Genomic DNA, 15,850 nt, shown 5'->3' on the forward strand with positions numbered 1-15,850 from the left:
GCTGCTCCTCACAGTTCCTGGGCGAACCGGCGCTTGGAGCGCTCGAACACGATCGCTCCCACCACGAACACCAGCACCGAGGTGAGCAGGCCCGCCCACCACAGGCCGAACGGCTCGTACGGGGACATCAGGGTCGGGTCCTCGGGGACCCGCTCCACCACCGGTCCGGCGTAGCGCCAGAACGCCACGTGGAACAGCTCCACCACGATGGTGAGCGGGTTGAGCTGGTAGAGCCACCACCAGATGGTCCCGCCGATCACCTCCTCCACCATCGAGATGCGGTACAGCACCGGGGAGAGCCAGGTCGCGACCATCACGATGAGGTCCACGAAGTTCTCCACGTCCCGGAACGCGGCGTTCAGCGCGGCGGCGATCATGCCCAGCCCCATCGTGAAGACGACGAGGATCACCATGCCCAGCGCGAAGGCCACCAGCGCCGTGGGCGAGGGCAGCCAGCCGAAGATCAGCGCGCCCACCACCAGCACCAGCAGCTGCGGCAGGAAGTGCACCAGCGCGACCACCAGGCTGGACCACGGGAACAGCTCGCTGGGCAGGTAGATCTTCGAGACCAGCGGCGCGTTCCCGGAGATCGAGCGGGTGGCGTTGCCCAGCACCTCGCCGAACAGGTTGATCACCACGATCCCGCTGAACAGGTACACGGCGTAGGCCGGGGTGCCCTTGGACAGCTCGAGGAACAGCCCCAGCGCGATGTAGAAGACGATGAACTGCACCGCAGGCTTGACGTAGCTCCACAGCATCCCGAGGGCGCTGCCGCGGTAGCGGACCCGCAGCTCCTTGCGCACCAGCAGGCTGAGCAGGAAGCGCTCCCGCACCGGGTTCAGCCAGCCGGCGTCCTGCCCCGGGGCACGCCACCCCTCCGCCTGTTCGGCGGCGGAGGGGATCCGGCGCAGTCCTCGACCGGAGGTCGCCGTCACGCGGGGGCGCTCTCTGCGGTCTCGTCCGAGGACTCGCCCGACCCGTCACGGTCATCGATCCCCGGGCGCGCCGGCGCCGGGTTCGCCGCGAAGGTGCGCTCCCAGGCCGGGAAGGAGGTGATCTCCTCGGCCGCGGCACGGTACTGGTCCCGCAGGCGGTTCCACTGGCGGTAGAGGTCCAGGTGAGTGCGCGCGGAGCGGGTGAGCATCGCGCGCACCTGCTCCGGGCGGCGCTGGTACCAGGCCACCTTGGTGCCCTCGGCGTTGGAGACCACGGCGCTGTCGTAGTGGCTGAGCGTCCACCACTTGGCGTCCTGGTGCGCCACCTGCGCCTGCGGGTGGCGGCGTGCCCGCTCCGGCGGCGACGCCAGCAGCTGGCGGCCCATCGCCTTGACGGTCCACAGCGGCAGCAGCGCGCGATGGGGCGCGGAGAACGGCTTGCCCTTCCGCGGCGGCTTCGTGACCTGCACGTCCGGGAAGGAATCGGGGTCGGGGCGGGTCACGGAGTCATCGTGCTCCTGCGCCATCTGTCGCAGCTCGGGCAGCTTCGTGCCGATCTCCCCGTGCAGCACATCCGGGCCGCGCAGCACGTCCGTCTGGGCGTACAGGCGCGCGGCCTGAGTGTAGTACTGCATCGAGAGCAGGTGCTTGACGTCGATGCTCTGGGACTCGGTGAGCACCCGGCCGCCGCGCTCGTACCCGGAGTGGAGCAGCGCGGTGATGATCCGGTTGCGCTCGTGGAAGTAGATCTGCCAGTCCAGCGCGTCGTTCTTGTCCGTCCAGGTGATGTGCCACACTGCCGCGCCCGGCAGCGAGACCGTCGGATACCCGGCCTTCTTCGCCCGCAGGCCGTACTCGGCGTCGTCCCACTTGATGAACACCGGCAGGCTCAGGCCGATCTCCCGCACGGTCTCCGTGGGGATGAGGCAGGTCCACCAGCCGTTGTAGTCCACATCGGCGCGGCGGTGCAGCCACGGCGTGGAGCGCAGCGGCTCGGCGGCGAAGTCGTGACCCAGCGTGCTCTCGGGGATCGTCACCCGCGGCTGGATCGCCCACGGATCCACGCTCTCGCCGAAGGCGTGGAGCACGGAGCGGTTGTTGAGGTCGAACATGTGGGCGCCCACCAGCATCGGGGTGCGCGTGTAGTCCGCGAAGGTGATCATCCGCAGCAGCGACTCGGGCTCGATGTCGATGTCGTCGTCGGTGTTGATCACGTAGGTGGAGGAGCCGTTCGTGGACGCCTCGTACATGCCCCGGGAGAAGCCGCCGGAGCCGCCGATGTTGCCCTGCTCGATGATCCGCAGCTGGTCGCCCATCGCCTCCTGCAGCGGCGCGAGCTCCGCGTGGTCGCTCAGGCGGTCCGAGCCCTGGTCCACCACGTACATCACGTCGAGCTTCTCGCGCAGGTCCGGGTCCCGGCTCAGCAGCGCGATGTTGTCGAGCACGTAGGAGACCTTGTTCATCGTGGTCATCGCGATGGAGAAGGTGCCCTCGGTGCGGGCGGCGGAGGAATCCGCCGTCCACTGCGCCCCCAGGATGGTGAGCGGGGCGTCGCCGGTGATGACGTCGAACCAGTACCAGCCGCCGTCGCCGAAGGCCGTCAGCGGCAGCTCGAAGAGCGTGGTCCCGTCCCCGGTGACCGTGGCCATGTCATGGCGCTGGATCGCGCCGCGGGCGTTGGAGCGGTACACGATGATCTGCCCGGCGCCGCTGGTGGTCACCGCGAGGTTCACCTGCCGCACCGGGGTCCAGCGCCGCCAGTAGCTGGCCGGGAAGGCGTTGAAGTAGGTGCCGAAGGAGCGCAGCGACTGCTCGGGAACGCGCACCCCGTAGCGGGTGCTGAGCTCGTCGATCCGCGGCTGCCCGGCGTAGGCGGCCTGGTGCGAGGCGCCGGCGGCAGCAGCGTCGTGCGACTCCTCCTGGGCGCTGCCCAGGCCGAAGGCGGCCGTGTGGGCGCCGGACCGCGCCGCGTGGGACTCCAGGTAGAGCGGGATCACGTCCGGGGTGGCCGAAAGCGGCATGATCAGCCGCTGCAGGACTCTCTGCGGCGCCTCGTCCGGGGCGTCGGCGCGTGCCGTGCTGGGGGTCGTGCTCACGTCAGGGATCTCCTCGTCGGCTGCGGGCTCAGCCGCGCAGCAGGTCGGACAGCTTGTTGTCGGCCATGGAGAGGGCCGAGCCGATCGCCATGTGCATGTCCAGGTACTGGTAGGTGCCCAGGCGCCCCCCGAACAGGGTGCGCGGCTCGGCATCGGCCAGCTCGCGGTAGGCCAGCAGCCGCTCGCGGTCGGTGCCGGAGTTGATCGGGTAGTACGGCTCGTCCCCGGACTCCGCGAAGCGCGAGTACTCGCGCTGGATCACGGTGCGGTCCTTGGGGTAGTCGCGCTCGGGGTGGAAGTGGCGCGGCTCGATGATGCGGGTGTACGGCACCTCGGCGTCGGCGTAGTTCATCACGGAGGTGCCCTGGTAGTCGCCCACCTCGAGGTGCTCGGTCTCGAGGTCGATGGTGCGCCAGCCCAGCTCGCCCAGCTGGTGGTCGAAGTAGCGGTCGACGGGGCCGGTGTACACCACCGGGATGTTCCCGCGCACCGCGTCCTTGTTCAACGGCTGGGAGGTGTCGAAGTAGTCGGTGTTCAGCCGCACCTCGATGTTCGGGTGATCCGCCATCCGCTCGAGCCAGGCGGTGTAGCCCTGGGTGGGCAGGCCCTCGTAGGTGTCGTTGAAGTAGCGGTTGTCGTAGGTGTACCGCACCGGCAGCCGGGAGATGATCGAGGCGGGCAGGTCCTTGGGGTCGGTCTGCCACTGCTTGCCGGTGTAGTTCTTGATGAACGCCTCGTAGAGGGGCCGCCCGATGAGGGAGATGCCCTTCTCGTCGAGGTTCTCCGGATCGGTGCCGGCCAGCTCGCCGGCCTGCTCGGCGATCAGCGCGCGCGCCTCGTCCGGCGTGTACGCGGCCTGGAAGAACTGGTTGACGGTGCCGAGGTTGATCGGCATCGGGAACACCACGCCCTGGTGGGTCGTGTACACCTTGTGCTGGTAGCCGGTGAAGTCCGTGAAGCGGTTCACGTACTCCCACACCCGCTGGTTCGAGGTGTGGAAGAGGTGGGCGCCGTACTTGTGGACCTCGATGCCGGTCTGCTCGTCGGCCTCGGAGTAGGCGTTGCCGCCGAGGTGGGGGCGGCGATCGATGATGGTCACCTTCGCGCCGTGCTCGGCCACCGCGCGCTCGGCGATGGTGAGGCCGAACAGGCCGGAGCCGACGACGAGGAGATCAGGAGTCGACACAGAGGATCCTTTCGAGACATGCGGAGGGCCCGCTGGGGTCGGGGCCACAGTAGCCGAGAGGTGGACGGGATCGGTGCCGCGCGGGCGACGCGCCGCGGGGTGTGGCAGTGCTCATGCGGCGCACGGGGTCCGGTCGCCGCGCTCCACGAAACGGCGATAGCCCAGGCGGCGGGCCCATCCCGGGGCGAAGCGGTAGGCGGCGCGCACGGCGAGGTTGCGCAGGAAGCCGCGCGGCGTGGTCACCCGGTCCAGCAGCATCCGGCGCTGGAAGCGCACGTCGCTGGTGAACAGGCGCCAGCCGCCGCGGCGGGCGAACAGGTCCCGGTCCACGCGGTAGTCGACCAGCACCTGCGGGAGGTTCCCCATCCGTGCCCCGCCCAGCAGCATCCGCTCCCACAGCCAGTAGTCCTCCAGCAGCGGCAGATCGCGGTACCCGCCCACGGCGAGCGCGGTGGAGCGCCGCAGCACCACCGTCGGGTGGTGGAAGGGGCTGTGGCGGGGCAGGTAGCGCGCGATCTCCAGGTGCGTGAGGGGCCGGGTGCGCAGCGGGCCTGTGCCCGGCGCCACCTCGTCGCTGAACTCGCGCATCGAAGAGCCCAGCAGGTCGAGGCCCTCGGCGTCCATCCGCGGGATCTGCAGCGCGAAGCGCTCGGGACGGCAGAGGTCGTCGGCGTCGGCACGCGCCACCAGGTCGTGGGGGCTGGACTCCAGCCCGTCCTGGAGCGCGGCGGCGACCCCCCGGTGGGCGTCGTGGCGCAGCACTCGCGCCGGCCCGAACTCGCCGCTCTCCACCCGGGCCACCACCCGTTCCAGCGCCACCGGCAGCGGCCCGTCCACGGTGAGGATCAGCAGGTCCGGGGCGAGCTCCTGCTCCCGCGTGGCCGAGAGCAGTGCCTGCTCGAGGCGATCGGGACGATCCTGCCGCCACAGCGGCATGAGCACGGTGAACGGCGGCGGGGCGGCCGCGGGTGCGGGGTCGGCGGAGGTCACCGGCCGGCCGCCCGTTCGATCGTGCGCACGTCCGCCGCGGCCTCGCCGTCGGCCGCGAGCACGACGTCGGAGGGTCGGGGCCCGCGGCGCAGCGCGGCGAGCAGGCCCCGCAGCCCCACGCCCAGCAGGCCGCCGCGGTGGCGCAGCAGCAGCCGCAGCCAGCCCACCGCGGTGCTGCCGCCGTGGAGCACCCGCTCCAGCGGGCTGAACGACGTGGTGCGCAGCAGCGCCCAGAGCCGGTTGCGCACGTCGTAGTAGAAGCGCCCGCCGGGACCGGACTGCGCGTTGCCGAAGGCCGCGGTGCGGTGCTCGACCACGGAGGCGGGCACCTGGAGGCCACGCCCGCGGCGCAGCAGACGGCCGGTGTGCTCGAAGTCGTCGGACCAGATGAAGTAGTCGGCGTACGGCAAGCCCAGGCGGCGCACGTCCTGGCCGTTCAGCAGTGCGGAGACGTAGCTGGCGGTGCGGATGGGCCGCCCGCCCGCCTCGGCGGCGTCGCGCCGCTCCCGGGCGCTCACCCCGAACCTGGTGCGCTGGGTGTTCATGGGGTGATCGCGTCCGTCCGTCCACACCGCGCGCGAGCTGAGCACGCTCAGGCGTGCCGGGGACGCCGCCAGGGTGTCCAGGAGGGCGCTCAGGGCGCCCGGGCGGGGCACGGTGTCGTCGTCCATCACCCATACCCAGTCCGCCTCGTGGCGCACGAGGGCGCGCGCGATGCCGGCGGCGAAGCCCCCGGCCCCGCCCACGTTGCGGCGGAGGTGGACCACGTCCGCCGCGAGCGGATGGGACTCGGCGACGGCGCCGCTGGCGTCCGTCGAGGCGTTGTCGATGATCACCACGGCGTCGGCCGGGCGCTCCTGGGCGGCGAGGCCGTCGAGGCATTCCTGCAGCAGTGTCTCGCGGTTGTAGGTCACCACCACGGCCACCACCCGTGCCTCGTGGGCGTCCGGGTGGGCCGTGCCGGTCTCCGGGGTCCGATCGCCGGTCGGTGCGGGATGGGTCACTGCGCCTCCTGATGCTGGTCGGCGCCGCCGGGCGGCGCAGGCTCAGTCTACGGAGCGGCCCTGAACGCGGCCCGGGGCGGGCATGGCCGGGGTGTGAAGGTTCTCGGGAGGTTCCCCGCAGGGCATCGCGACGACCGTCCGGGGGCCGCGCGCCGCGCCCGCGGTGCCGCTACCCTGGCGAGCGCCCACTGCGCGGCGGGTGCTCGGCCCCGGTGCCGCAGCGGCCCGGAGCAGCACACGTCCGGGCACCCTCGACCCCGCACCGCGCCGGGAAGGAGACAGCCGTGAGCGACCAGACGCCCCGCTCCCCGCGCCCCGGAGGCCCCCGTCGCCCGGGCGGCCATCGGGCCCGCGCCGGAGGCAGCGCGCGCCGCATCCCCCCGCCCGCCGACGGCGCCGCGGAGGGGCGCGGTCCGGTCCCCACCCGCCCGCTGCCGCGCGTCCCCCCGCCCACCACCGGGTTCCGCGGCGCGCAGGAGCACCACGCCGCTCACGGCGATCCGGACCCCTACCGCTCCCCTGCCGCACCGCCCGCCCCGGGCGAAGGCGTGCCGCGGCGCGAGGAGCACCCGCCCCGTCGTGCGCGGCGCCGCCACCGGGTGCCGCGGCCGCTGCGCCTGGGCGCGACGCTGCTGGTGCTCGTGCTGGTGCTCGTGCTGGGCTGGGGCACGGGCCTGGCGCTGTGGTCGGACAGCCGCATCGAGCACGTCGAGGCGCTCTCCGACGCGGAGGGCACCCCGGGCACCACCTATCTCATCGCGGGCTCCGACCGCCGCGACGGCGAGGCCGTGGGCGACGACGGCACCGACGGTGCGCGCGCCGACACGATGATGCTGCTGCACAAGGCCCGCAACGGGAACAGCTACCTGATCTCCCTCCCCCGCGACACCCTCGTGGACATCCCCGGCTACGGCGGCTACAAGCTCAACGCCGCCTACTCCTTCGGCGGGGCCCCGCTCCTGGTGGAGACCGTGGAGCAGTTCACCGGACTCACCGTGGACCACTACGTGGAGGTCGGCTTCGACGGGGTCTCCGAGGTGGTGGACTCGGTGGGGCACGTCAACCTGTGCATCGACCAGGACGTGGACGACGAGCGCTCGGGCCTGGTGATGGCCGAGGGCTGCCACGACGTGGGCGGGGAGCAGGCGCTCGCCTTCGTGCGCGCCCGCTACTTCGACCCCACCGCCGACATCGGCCGGCAGGCCCGCCAGCAGCAGTTCGTCGGCGCGCTGATGGATCGCGCCACCTCCCCCGCGGTCCTGTTGAACCCCGCGGCGCAGGTGAGGATGGCCGGGGCGGGCTCCGACGCGCTGATCACCTCCGAGGGCACCGGGATCGTGGACGTGGGCCGGATGGCGCTGACCGCGCGCAGCGCGATGGGCTCCGGCAGCACGCTGTCGATCCCTATCGAGGATCCGGAGTACCGGACGAACCACTCCGGCGTCGCGATCCTCACGGACGAGGAGGACGTCGCCGCGTTCTTCGCCGCGATCGAGGACGGTTCCGCCGAGGTGCCGGCGCAGGAGTAGTGCTCCCGGGTCGACGTCCGGCCCGGGCCGGACGGTGCCCTCAGCGGAAGAGCATGTCGATGACGATGTTCACCGAGTTCAGCACGGACTGGCCCTTGGAGCGGGAGTAGTCGGTGTAGAGGATGTGCACCGGGTGCTCGGCGATGGTGAGCCGGTGGCGGCCGATCTCCTCGACGATCTCGGAGGCGTGCGCCATCCGGTTCTGCTCGATGGCGATCTTCTCGCAGGCCTCGCGGCCCAGCACGCGCAGCCCGTTGTGGGCGTCGGTGAGCTTCAGCCCGGTGGTGAGGTTCGTGTACCAGACGGCGCCGCGCAGCACCATCCGCTTCAGCAGTCCGGGCCGAGTGCGGGCGTCGAGGAAGCGGGAGCCGAGCACGAGGTCGACCCCCTTCTCCTCGCGCAGCGCGATCATCGCCGCGGCGTCGTCCACCTGGTGCTGGCCGTCGGAGTCGAAGGTCACCACCTGGCGCATCTGCGGGTCCCGCAGCGCGTAGTCGATGCCCGTCTTCAGGGCGGCTCCCTGGCCCATGTTGAAGGGGTGGCGCACCACCACCGCGCCGGCCTCCTCGGCGATCCGGGCGGAGTCGTCCTGGCTGCCGTCGTCCACGCACACCACCAGCGGGTACCGGGTGCGCAGGGCGCGGATCACGTCCCCCACCACGGCGCCCTCGTTGAACAGCGGCACCACGAACCAGGTCGCGTCGGCGCCCGGGGAGGCGGGATCCGCGGGCGTGGGCGACGCCGGCGACGCGGGATCGGTCGGGTTCACGGACTCTCCTTCGGGGCGGCTGGGAGGGTGGGGACCCGCCGGACGGGGCGGCGCGGGATGCAGGATCGGCGACGGCCGATGAGGATACCCTGTCACGGTGGACCGCCCCCGGGCGGTCCTCGCCGCGCACGCGGCATCTGCGAGGTGCACCACGAGGAGGATCACTGTGAAGACCGCTGTCGTCGCCCTGGGGAAGATCGGGCTGCCGCTCGCGGTGCAGTTCGCCGACGCCGGCCACGAGGTGATCGGGGTGGACGTGAACGCCCGCCAGGTCGAGCTGATCAACGCCGCGACCGAGCCGTTCCCCGGCGAGGCCCACCTGCAGGAGAAGCTCTCCGCGCTGGTGCCGGCCGGGCGCCTGCGCGCCACCACCGACTACGCCGAGGCGATCCCGGGCGCGGACGCCGTGGTGATCGTGGTGCCGCTGTTCGTGGACGACGCCACCTGGGAGCCGGACTTCGCGTGGATGGACGCCGCGACCCGTTCCCTGGCCGAGCACCTCACCCCCGGCACGCTGGTCTCCTACGAGACCACTCTGCCGGTGGGCACCCTGCGCACCCGCTTCGTGCCGATGATCGAGGAGATCTCCGGGCTCACGGAGTCGGAGGACTTCTTCGCGGTGTTCTCCCCCGAGCGGGTGCTCACCGGGCGGGTGTTCGAGGACCTGCGCAAGTACCCCAAGCTGATCGGGGCGCTGACCGAGGAGGGCACGGCCCGGGCGCGCGCGTTCTACGAGTCCGCGCTGACCTTCGACGACCGCGACGACCTCCCCCGTCCCAACGGGGTGTGGGACCTCGGCTCCCCGGAGGCCTCGGAGCTGGCGAAGCTCGCCGAGACCACCTACCGGGACGTGAACATCGCCCTCGCCAACGAGTTCGCGCTGTTCGCGCAGGATCACGACATCGACGTGTACAAGGTGATCGAGGCCTCCAACTCCCAGCCCTACTCCCACATCCACCAGCCCGGGATCGCCGTGGGCGGGCACTGCATCCCGGTCTACCCGCGCCTGTACCTCTCCACCGATCCGGACGCGACGACGGTGCGCACCGCCCGCACCCTGAACGCCTCGGTGCCGGGGAAGCTGGTGGAGCGGGCCGCGTCCCTGCTCGGCTCGCTGCAGGGCGTGCGGGCCGTGGTGCTGGGCGCCTCCTACCGCGCCGGGGTGAAGGAGACCGCGTTCTCCGGCGTGTTCCCCGTCGTGGAGGCGCTGCGCGCCCACGGTGCCCAGGTGGCCGTGCACGACACCTTCTACGACGACGAGGAGCTGGCCGGCTTCGGTTGGACCCCGTACCACGTGGGCGAGGCCGCGGACCTCGTGATCGTCCAGACCAACCACCCCGAGTACGCCGATCTCACCGCCGCGGACGTCCCCGGCGTGACGCTCCTCGTGGACGGCCGCAACATCACCACGGCCGAGAACTGGACCGGCACCCCCCGGCTCGTGCTCGGCGACGGCTCCGCCTCCACCCACCGGCAGGACGAGGGAGCCTGACCCGATGGGTGAGCACGACCTGCTCCTCGGGCTCGGGCCCACGCTTGTGGGCAACCGCACCGTGATCATCCAGCTGCTGCTGGTGGCGGGCATCGTCGCGATCGTGGGCTGGCTGTTCGTCACCCGCGGCGCGAAGCAGCTCGCGGTGCGCCGCCTGCTGGTGATCGCGTTCGCGGTGTTCGCCGTGCTGACGGTGCTGTTCCCGAGCATGCTCAGCCGGGTGGCGAACCTCGTGGGCGTGGGCCGCGGCGCCGATCTGCTGCTGTACGCGACGGTGCTCGTGCTGCTCGGGTTCCTCGCCCTGCAGGAGGCCCGGACCAAGGCGGCGGAGAAGCGCACCACCTACCTGGCCCGTCGGCTGGCGCTCGACGAGGCGGAGCAGCCCGCGGCGTTCCGCGGGCGGGCGCTCGGCCCGCGCGACGACGGGTGAGCGCGCTGCTCGCCCTGCTCGCGACCCTCGCGCTGGTCCTGGCGGCGGCCTACCTCCCCGGCGCCCTTGCGGTGCGAGTGCTCGGCGGGTCCCGCCTGCTGTCCCTCGCCCTCGCCCCCGCGATCGGTGCGGCGATCGCGGGAGGAACGGCGCTGCTCGCCCCCGCGCTCGGGGTGCGCTGGTCGCTGCTGCCGTTCCTCGGCGCCGCGCTGCTGCTCATCGCGGTGGCCGCGGGGCTGCGCCGACTGGGGGTGCGCCTGCCCGCGACCGTGCTCGACGGGCCCCTCGCCCCGAGCCGCGCCGTCCCGGGCCTGGGACTGTGGATGACCGGCGCGGTGCTGGTGGCGCTGGGCCCGATCGCCTGGCAGGCCGGCCGCGCCGACGCGGTGCTGGAGCGGTGGGACACCCTCTACCACCTCTCGGCGCTGGCCCGGATCCGGGAGACGGGCAACGCGTCGAGCCTGGCGGTGGGCGCCGTCTCGCAGAGCTCCGGGGATCCCTCCGCCTATCCGGCCGGATTCCACGCCCTCGCCTCCCTGGTGCCCGCGGTGGGCATCCCGGTGCAGCTCAACGGGGCGATGCTCGCGCTGTCGGTGGTGCCCTGGCTGCTGGGCATCGCGCTTCTCGCCCGCGCGGTGTTCCCGCGGATCCCCTGGGCGCCGGGCGCGGCCGCCCTCGCGGCCGCCCTCGTCCCCGCCGCGCCCTGGGACGAATGGATCCACCTCTCGGCGATCCCGAACGTGGCCGGCGCCGCGGCGATCCCGGGGATGCTCGCCGCCGCGGCGGCGCTGTGGGGCGCCCTCCTGGCGCGCCTGGACGGCGGCGCGGAGGACGGCGACACGGAGGAGGGCGCCGCGGGCCGCACGCTCCTCGCGGTGATGGGCGTGCTCGCGCTCGCCGGGATCGGCCTCACCCTGCTCCACCCCAACACCGCCGTGACCACGCTGCTGCTGCTCGCCGCGCTCACCGCCGGCACCACGGCCGGTCGGTGGCGGCGGCGCCCGTGGCTGGCCGCGGTGCCGCTCGCGATGCTGCTGCCCTACCTGGTGATGACGTACTCGAGCCTGGGCGGGCACGTCACGGCCTTCGAGGGCGGGCTGCGGGTGAGCGCGCTCACGGGGCTCGGGGAGATCGTGCTGGGTCTGCTCACGGTGTGGCCGATGGCGCTGGGCGTGCTGCTGGCGCCGCTGTGGTGGGCGGGGCTGGTGCGCTGCGCCGGGCGCCGCGGTCCGCGCTGGCTGGTGCTGGCCTGGCTGGTGATCGCGGTGCTGTACTTCGATGCGGCGATCGACGCGCCGGCCGATCTCTCGGCCCTCTACTACCGCGGCCAGGACCGCATCGCGATGACGCTGGCGATGCTGTGCGCCGTGCTGGTGGTCCCCGGCCTGCAGCTGCTCGGCGAGGCGCTGCGGGCGCGCCTGTCCGCGCGCGGCGACTCCGCCGCGGGCGGCTCCGGCCCGGGCCGGGCCGGCCTGCCGCGGGCGGCGGTGGTCGTGGCCGTGGCGCTCGCGGTGCTCGCCGCCGGCAGCTCGGTGCCGACCCGCCTGGACAACGCCGCGAAGAACCTCGCGGCGGACTATCCGGGCAGGGGCCGGTTCCTACAGGCCGACGAGCGCGCGCTGTTCGCACAGCACGCGCCGCAGATGGATCCGGACGGCGTGATCCTGGCCAGCCCGTACTCGGGCGCCGCCCACCTGTACGCGCTGTACGGGCTGTCGGTGCGCCTGCCCGTGCTGGGGATGTCCTACTCCGACCTCGACCGCGACCTGCTGTACGCCACGGAGGACGCCGCCACGAACCCGGCCTCCTGCGCGCTGCTGCAGGAGCACGGCATCCGCTACGTGTACCAGGAGACCCAGCCGTACCAGCGCCACAAGACCTCCGACTCGGTGAACCTCGCCTCGGAGGACCTGGGCCCGGTGCTGTTCGCCACCGGGCACTCCCGCATGATCGAGGTGGACTGCGATGCCTCCTGAGCACGCCCCCGCTTCTCCCGCCGCGGACGGGGCCCCCGCGACCGGGGACCCGTCGTCGGCGCCCGCCGCGCGTCGCTACGTCCCGCTGCTGGACGTGATCCGGATCGTCGCGATCATCGGGGTGGTCACGGTCCATGTGATCGCCGATCACGTGGGCCCCGACTCGCCCCTCGCCGTGCTGCTGCTGCGAGCGCTGCTGGCGGTCGCCGTGCCCGCCTTCGTGATGATCTCGGGCGTGCTCAACCTGGACCCGGCGGCGATGCGGGACGGCACCGGCAGCTTCCTGGGACGCCGCCTGCGACGCCTGCTCCCCGCGACGGTGGTGTGGACCGCGCTGTACGTGCTGCTGTCCGTGGATCTGGGCGTGGAGCCGCTGCTCGGCGAGGAGACGGTGCGCGGCCTGCTGGAGGCCTCCACCTTCCCGCACCTGTACTTCCTTCCGCTGATCATCGGTCTCACCGTGATCACTCCCCCGCTGGTGGGCTATCTCGCCGAGGCCCCGCGCCGCGCCTGGGGCGCGGGGGCGGTCGCGGCCGTGTGGGCGGCGGCGGCGATCGGCCTGGGGCCGCTCACCGCGGGCCTCTTCGAGGAGCCGATCACGCCGCTGCGGCTGGGCGCGCTGACCTTCTTCCTGCCCTATGTGGGCTACTACCTGCTGGGCCGTGCGGCCTGGACGGCCGCCCCCACCGGACGGCCGATCCTGGCCGCGCTGGCGGCGCTCGGCACGGTGATGACGGCGGCGACGGTGCTCGCCTACCGGGCGGACTGGACCCAGGAGCCCCCGGGGACGGTGCTGCTGCCCACCTACTCCTCGCCCACGGTGATGGCGATGTCCGTGGCATGGATGACGCTGCTGCTGGCCTGCGGACGGTCGTGGCAGGTGGGACGGCGGGCGCAGTCGTGGCTGCGCGAGCTCGGCAACGCCTCCTTCGGGGTCTTCCTGCTGCACTTCGCGGTGCTGCTGGCCCTGCGCGCCCTCGGATTCCCGCAGGCGACGGCGCTTGATCTGCTGCTGCTCACCGCGGTGGTGACGGCGGTGTCCTTCGCCCTGGTGGTGGCGGGGCGGCGCGTCCCGCTCGTGCGCGAGATCCTGTGACGGCGCGGGGCCGGCAGTGCCCCGCCCCATCCGTTGTCACCGCCGGCCGGGCAGCGTCTGCAGGATCGCCTCGGCTCCCCGGGCGGCGCAGCCCGCGAGCGAGGCGTTCTCCACGGTCCACTGCCGAACAGCCGCGGCAGCGGGCCGTCCGTCCCCGCGCAGCGCACGATCCATCGCGGCCGCCACCTGGGCGGCGTCGTGGTCGCAGGCCCATCCCAGGCCGTGGTCGCGGATGCGGTCGTGGGCCGCGCCCTCCCCGGCGTGGATCACCGGGGTGCCGGTGGCGGTGGCGGCGTAGATCTTGGTGGGCAGAGCGAACTCGTAGCCCTGCCCCGGGGTGATGGAGGAGAGCCCGGCCACGGCCCCGCGCAGCTGCGCGGCGACCTGGGCGGCCGGGATCTTGGCACGGAACTCGATCCCCTCGAGGCCCTCTGCGCGTGCCCGCGCCTCGAGCGCGTCGCGGCCGCTGCCCTCGGAGAAGAACAGCAGCCGCGCCGTGGGGTGGTCCCGACGCACTGTCGCGAAGGCGTCGAGGAACACCTCGGCGCCCTGCCACTCGGAGACGGTGCCCGCGTACACGAAGTAGGGCCCCTCCTCGTCGCCGTCCGGCCCGCGCTCGGTGAAGGTCTCCGTGTCGATGCCGTTGCCCACCATCACCAGCGAGTCCCGTGCGCCGATCAGCTCCTCGAGGCGGTGCTGGACGCCGGGCGAGATGGTGAGCACCCGCGCCGCGCGCCTCCACACCGTGGTCTCCGCCCACCGCACCAGCGAGCGCACCGCCGTGGGCACGCCCTCCACGCTGTCGGTCGCATCGGACCAGACGTCCGCGGCGTAGAAGGTGTAGGGGACGCGGCGCAGCGCCGCGGCGACCATCCCGACCAGGCCGGTGGTCGGCGGCGGCTCGATCACCAGGGCGTCCATCCGGCGCTGGAGCAGCAGGCGCAGCGCGAGCGGGACGTCGAAGCTCAGGTAGGAGAGGTATCCGCGCACCTGTCCCTGGGCATCGCGCCGGACGGGCCAGCGGGACACCCGGCGGCTCCGCGACCGGGCCGCGCCGGCGCCCGGCACGGTGGAGGTGAGCACGGTGACCTCGGCGCCGGCGCGTTCGAGGGCGAGCACCAGGGCCTCCAGGCGGAAGGCCGCGGCGACGGGTTCCGGCGCGTACAGCCGGGTCGCGATCACCACGTGCGGCGGGCGCTGCGCCCCGCGGCGGCGCGGGGTCCTGGACCGCCCGGCCATCAGGCGCGCTCCCGCAGCGCGTCGATGCTGCGCAGGGCGGCGGTGCCGTCGCCGTAGTGCGGGGGCCGCGCGGTGGTGGGGCGGGGGCGGGACACGGCGGCGGGGAGCTCGGCGGGGTCGACGACCAGGCGGTTCCAGTCGTCCTCTAGGGTCTCGACCCATTCGGTCTCGGTGCGGACGGTGGAGCAGGGCGTCCCCAGGAGGTAGGCCTCCTTCTGCAGGCCGCCGGAATCGGTGACCACGGCGGCGGCGTGCTGGACGGCGTTCACGAGATCGGGGTAGGCGACGGGCGCGCCCACGTGAACGGCCCCGCCGGCGAGCGCGATCCCGGCGGCCTCTGCCTTGGCCACCAGGCGGGGGTGGGCGAACAGGGCCAGCGGCGTCTCCAGCGCCTGCAGCGCCTCGACGACGGCGCGCAGGCGGGCCGGGTCGTCGGTGTTGTCCGCGCGGTGGATGGTGGCGACCGCGTAGTCGCCCGCGGGGTCGATGCCCTCGGGCAGTCGCAGCGGCTCCCCCTCGACGGCGGAGGCGACGCGCAGGCACACGTCGGTCATCACGTCGCCGGTGACCACCGTGCGTGCGGCGAGTCCCTCCGCGGCGAGGTGCTCGCGGGCCACCTCGGTGGGGGCCAGGAGCAGGTCCGCGGCGTGATCGGTGAGCACCCGGTTGTGCTCCTCGGGCATACGGCGGTTGAAGGAGCGCAGCCCGGCCTCGAGGTGCGCCACCTTCAGGTGCATCTTCACGGCGGCCAGGGTGCCGGCGAGGGTGGAGTTGGTGTCGCCGTACACCAGCGTCCAGTCGGGCCGGTGCTCCTCGAGCACCTCGTCCATGCCGGCGAGCATCGCGCCGGTCTGGCGGCCGTGGCTGCCGGAGCCGACGGCGAGGTTGACGTCCGGGGCGGGGATCCGCAGGTCCGCGAAGAACACGTCGCTCATGGCGGCGTCGTAGTGCTGGCCGGTGTGGACGATGATGTGCTCCACGTCGTCCCGCTGCGCGGCGGCGTCCGCGATTGCGGCGAGCTTGACGAACTGTGGGCGCGCGCCCACCACGGACAGGATCTTCACGGCGCGGACTCCTCCTTCGCGCGAACGCCTCGCCGGCCGCACGG

Annotated in this window: 13 protein-coding genes; 5 read left to right on the top strand and 8 right to left on the bottom strand. The window is 73.2% G+C overall.

What is annotated here, in order from left to right; all coding sequences use genetic code 11:
* Window positions 1-8: 8 nt before the first annotated feature.
* The 5 genes from DWV08_RS07860 to DWV08_RS07880 form a co-directional block, all read right to left on the bottom strand.
* Window positions 9-935: an ABC transporter permease gene (locus tag DWV08_RS07860; RefSeq protein WP_162801529.1), complete on the bottom strand. Its 927-nt coding sequence runs from the start codon at window positions 933-935 to the stop codon at window positions 9-11.
* A complete protein-coding gene (locus DWV08_RS07865; RefSeq protein WP_420897520.1) occupies window positions 932-3,031 on the bottom strand; it encodes a glycosyltransferase in 2,100 nt (699 codons plus the stop codon). Before DWV08_RS07865 ends, DWV08_RS07860 begins: the two co-directional genes overlap by 4 nt.
* A 28-nt stretch (window positions 3,032-3,059) precedes the next feature.
* A complete protein-coding gene (glf, locus tag DWV08_RS07870; protein ID WP_115413285.1) occupies window positions 3,060-4,217 on the bottom strand; it encodes a UDP-galactopyranose mutase in 1,158 nt (385 codons plus the stop codon).
* Window positions 4,218-4,328: 111 nt separating this feature from the next.
* Window positions 4,329-5,207, bottom strand: a complete 879-nt coding sequence (locus tag DWV08_RS07875; protein ID WP_115413286.1) for a glycosyltransferase — start codon at window positions 5,205-5,207, stop codon at window positions 4,329-4,331.
* Window positions 5,204-6,211, bottom strand: coding sequence for a glycosyltransferase (locus tag DWV08_RS07880; RefSeq protein ID WP_115413287.1), 1,008 nt, complete (start codon window positions 6,209-6,211; stop codon window positions 5,204-5,206). Before DWV08_RS07880 ends, DWV08_RS07875 begins: the two co-directional genes overlap by 4 nt.
* Before the next feature lie 284 nt (window positions 6,212-6,495).
* On the opposite strand from DWV08_RS07880, the gene DWV08_RS07885 reads away from it, so the two are divergent.
* Window positions 6,496-7,740, top strand: a complete 1,245-nt coding sequence (locus DWV08_RS07885; RefSeq protein WP_241237426.1) for an LCP family protein — start codon at window positions 6,496-6,498, stop codon at window positions 7,738-7,740.
* Window positions 7,741-7,780: 40 nt separating this feature from the next.
* Here the strand turns inward: DWV08_RS07885 and DWV08_RS07890 are convergent, their stop codons facing one another.
* The gene (locus DWV08_RS07890; RefSeq protein ID WP_115413288.1) at window positions 7,781-8,509 is read right to left on the bottom strand and encodes a glycosyltransferase family 2 protein; all 729 of its coding nucleotides are present in this window, start codon (window positions 8,507-8,509) and stop codon (window positions 7,781-7,783) included.
* 166 nt (window positions 8,510-8,675) lie between these two features.
* Between DWV08_RS07890 and DWV08_RS07895 the strand changes: the two genes are divergently transcribed.
* The 4 genes from DWV08_RS07895 to DWV08_RS07910 are packed head-to-tail and all read left to right on the top strand — an operon-like array spanning window position 8,676 to window position 13,503.
* On the top strand, window positions 8,676-10,001 hold the full coding sequence (locus DWV08_RS07895; RefSeq protein WP_115413289.1) for a nucleotide sugar dehydrogenase: 1,326 nt from the start codon (window positions 8,676-8,678) through the stop codon (window positions 9,999-10,001).
* A 4-nt stretch (window positions 10,002-10,005) separates the two neighbouring features.
* Entirely contained in the window at window positions 10,006-10,431 is a 426-nt protein-coding gene (locus tag DWV08_RS07900) for a DUF2304 domain-containing protein (protein ID WP_115413290.1), read from the top strand.
* Window positions 10,428-12,407, top strand: coding sequence for a DUF6541 family protein (locus DWV08_RS07905; protein ID WP_115413291.1), 1,980 nt, complete (start codon window positions 10,428-10,430; stop codon window positions 12,405-12,407). The genes DWV08_RS07900 and DWV08_RS07905 overlap by 4 nt, the downstream gene beginning before the upstream one ends.
* Entirely contained in the window at window positions 12,397-13,503 is a 1,107-nt protein-coding gene (locus DWV08_RS07910; protein WP_115413292.1) for an acyltransferase, read from the top strand. The genes DWV08_RS07905 and DWV08_RS07910 overlap by 11 nt, the downstream gene beginning before the upstream one ends.
* A 36-nt stretch (window positions 13,504-13,539) precedes the next feature.
* Here the strand turns inward: DWV08_RS07910 and DWV08_RS07915 are convergent, their stop codons facing one another.
* Together DWV08_RS07915 and wecB are read right to left on the bottom strand one after the other, a co-directional pair.
* Window positions 13,540-14,742: a glycosyltransferase gene (locus DWV08_RS07915; RefSeq protein WP_115413293.1), complete on the bottom strand. Its 1,203-nt coding sequence runs from the start codon at window positions 14,740-14,742 to the stop codon at window positions 13,540-13,542.
* Window positions 14,742-15,806, bottom strand: a complete 1,065-nt coding sequence (gene wecB / locus DWV08_RS07920) for a non-hydrolyzing UDP-N-acetylglucosamine 2-epimerase (protein WP_115413294.1) — start codon at window positions 15,804-15,806, stop codon at window positions 14,742-14,744. The genes DWV08_RS07915 and wecB overlap by 1 nt, the downstream gene beginning before the upstream one ends.
* Window positions 15,807-15,850: the final 44 nt, after the last annotated feature.

This window comes from Brachybacterium saurashtrense (assembly GCF_003355475.1).
Classification (GTDB): domain Bacteria; phylum Actinomycetota; class Actinomycetes; order Actinomycetales; family Dermabacteraceae; genus Brachybacterium; species Brachybacterium saurashtrense.

Coding starts and splice junctions, on each gene's coding strand:
- DWV08_RS07900 (WP_115413290.1), top strand. CDS start 10,006: ATGGGTGAGCACGACCTGCTCCTCGGGCTCGGGCCCACGCTTGTGGGC.
- DWV08_RS07910 (WP_115413292.1), top strand. CDS start 12,397: ATGCCTCCTGAGCACGCCCCCGCTTCTCCCGCCGCGGACGGGGCCCCC.
- DWV08_RS07915 (WP_115413293.1), bottom strand. CDS start 14,742: ATGGCCGGGCGGTCCAGGACCCCGCGCCGCCGCGGGGCGCAGCGCCCG.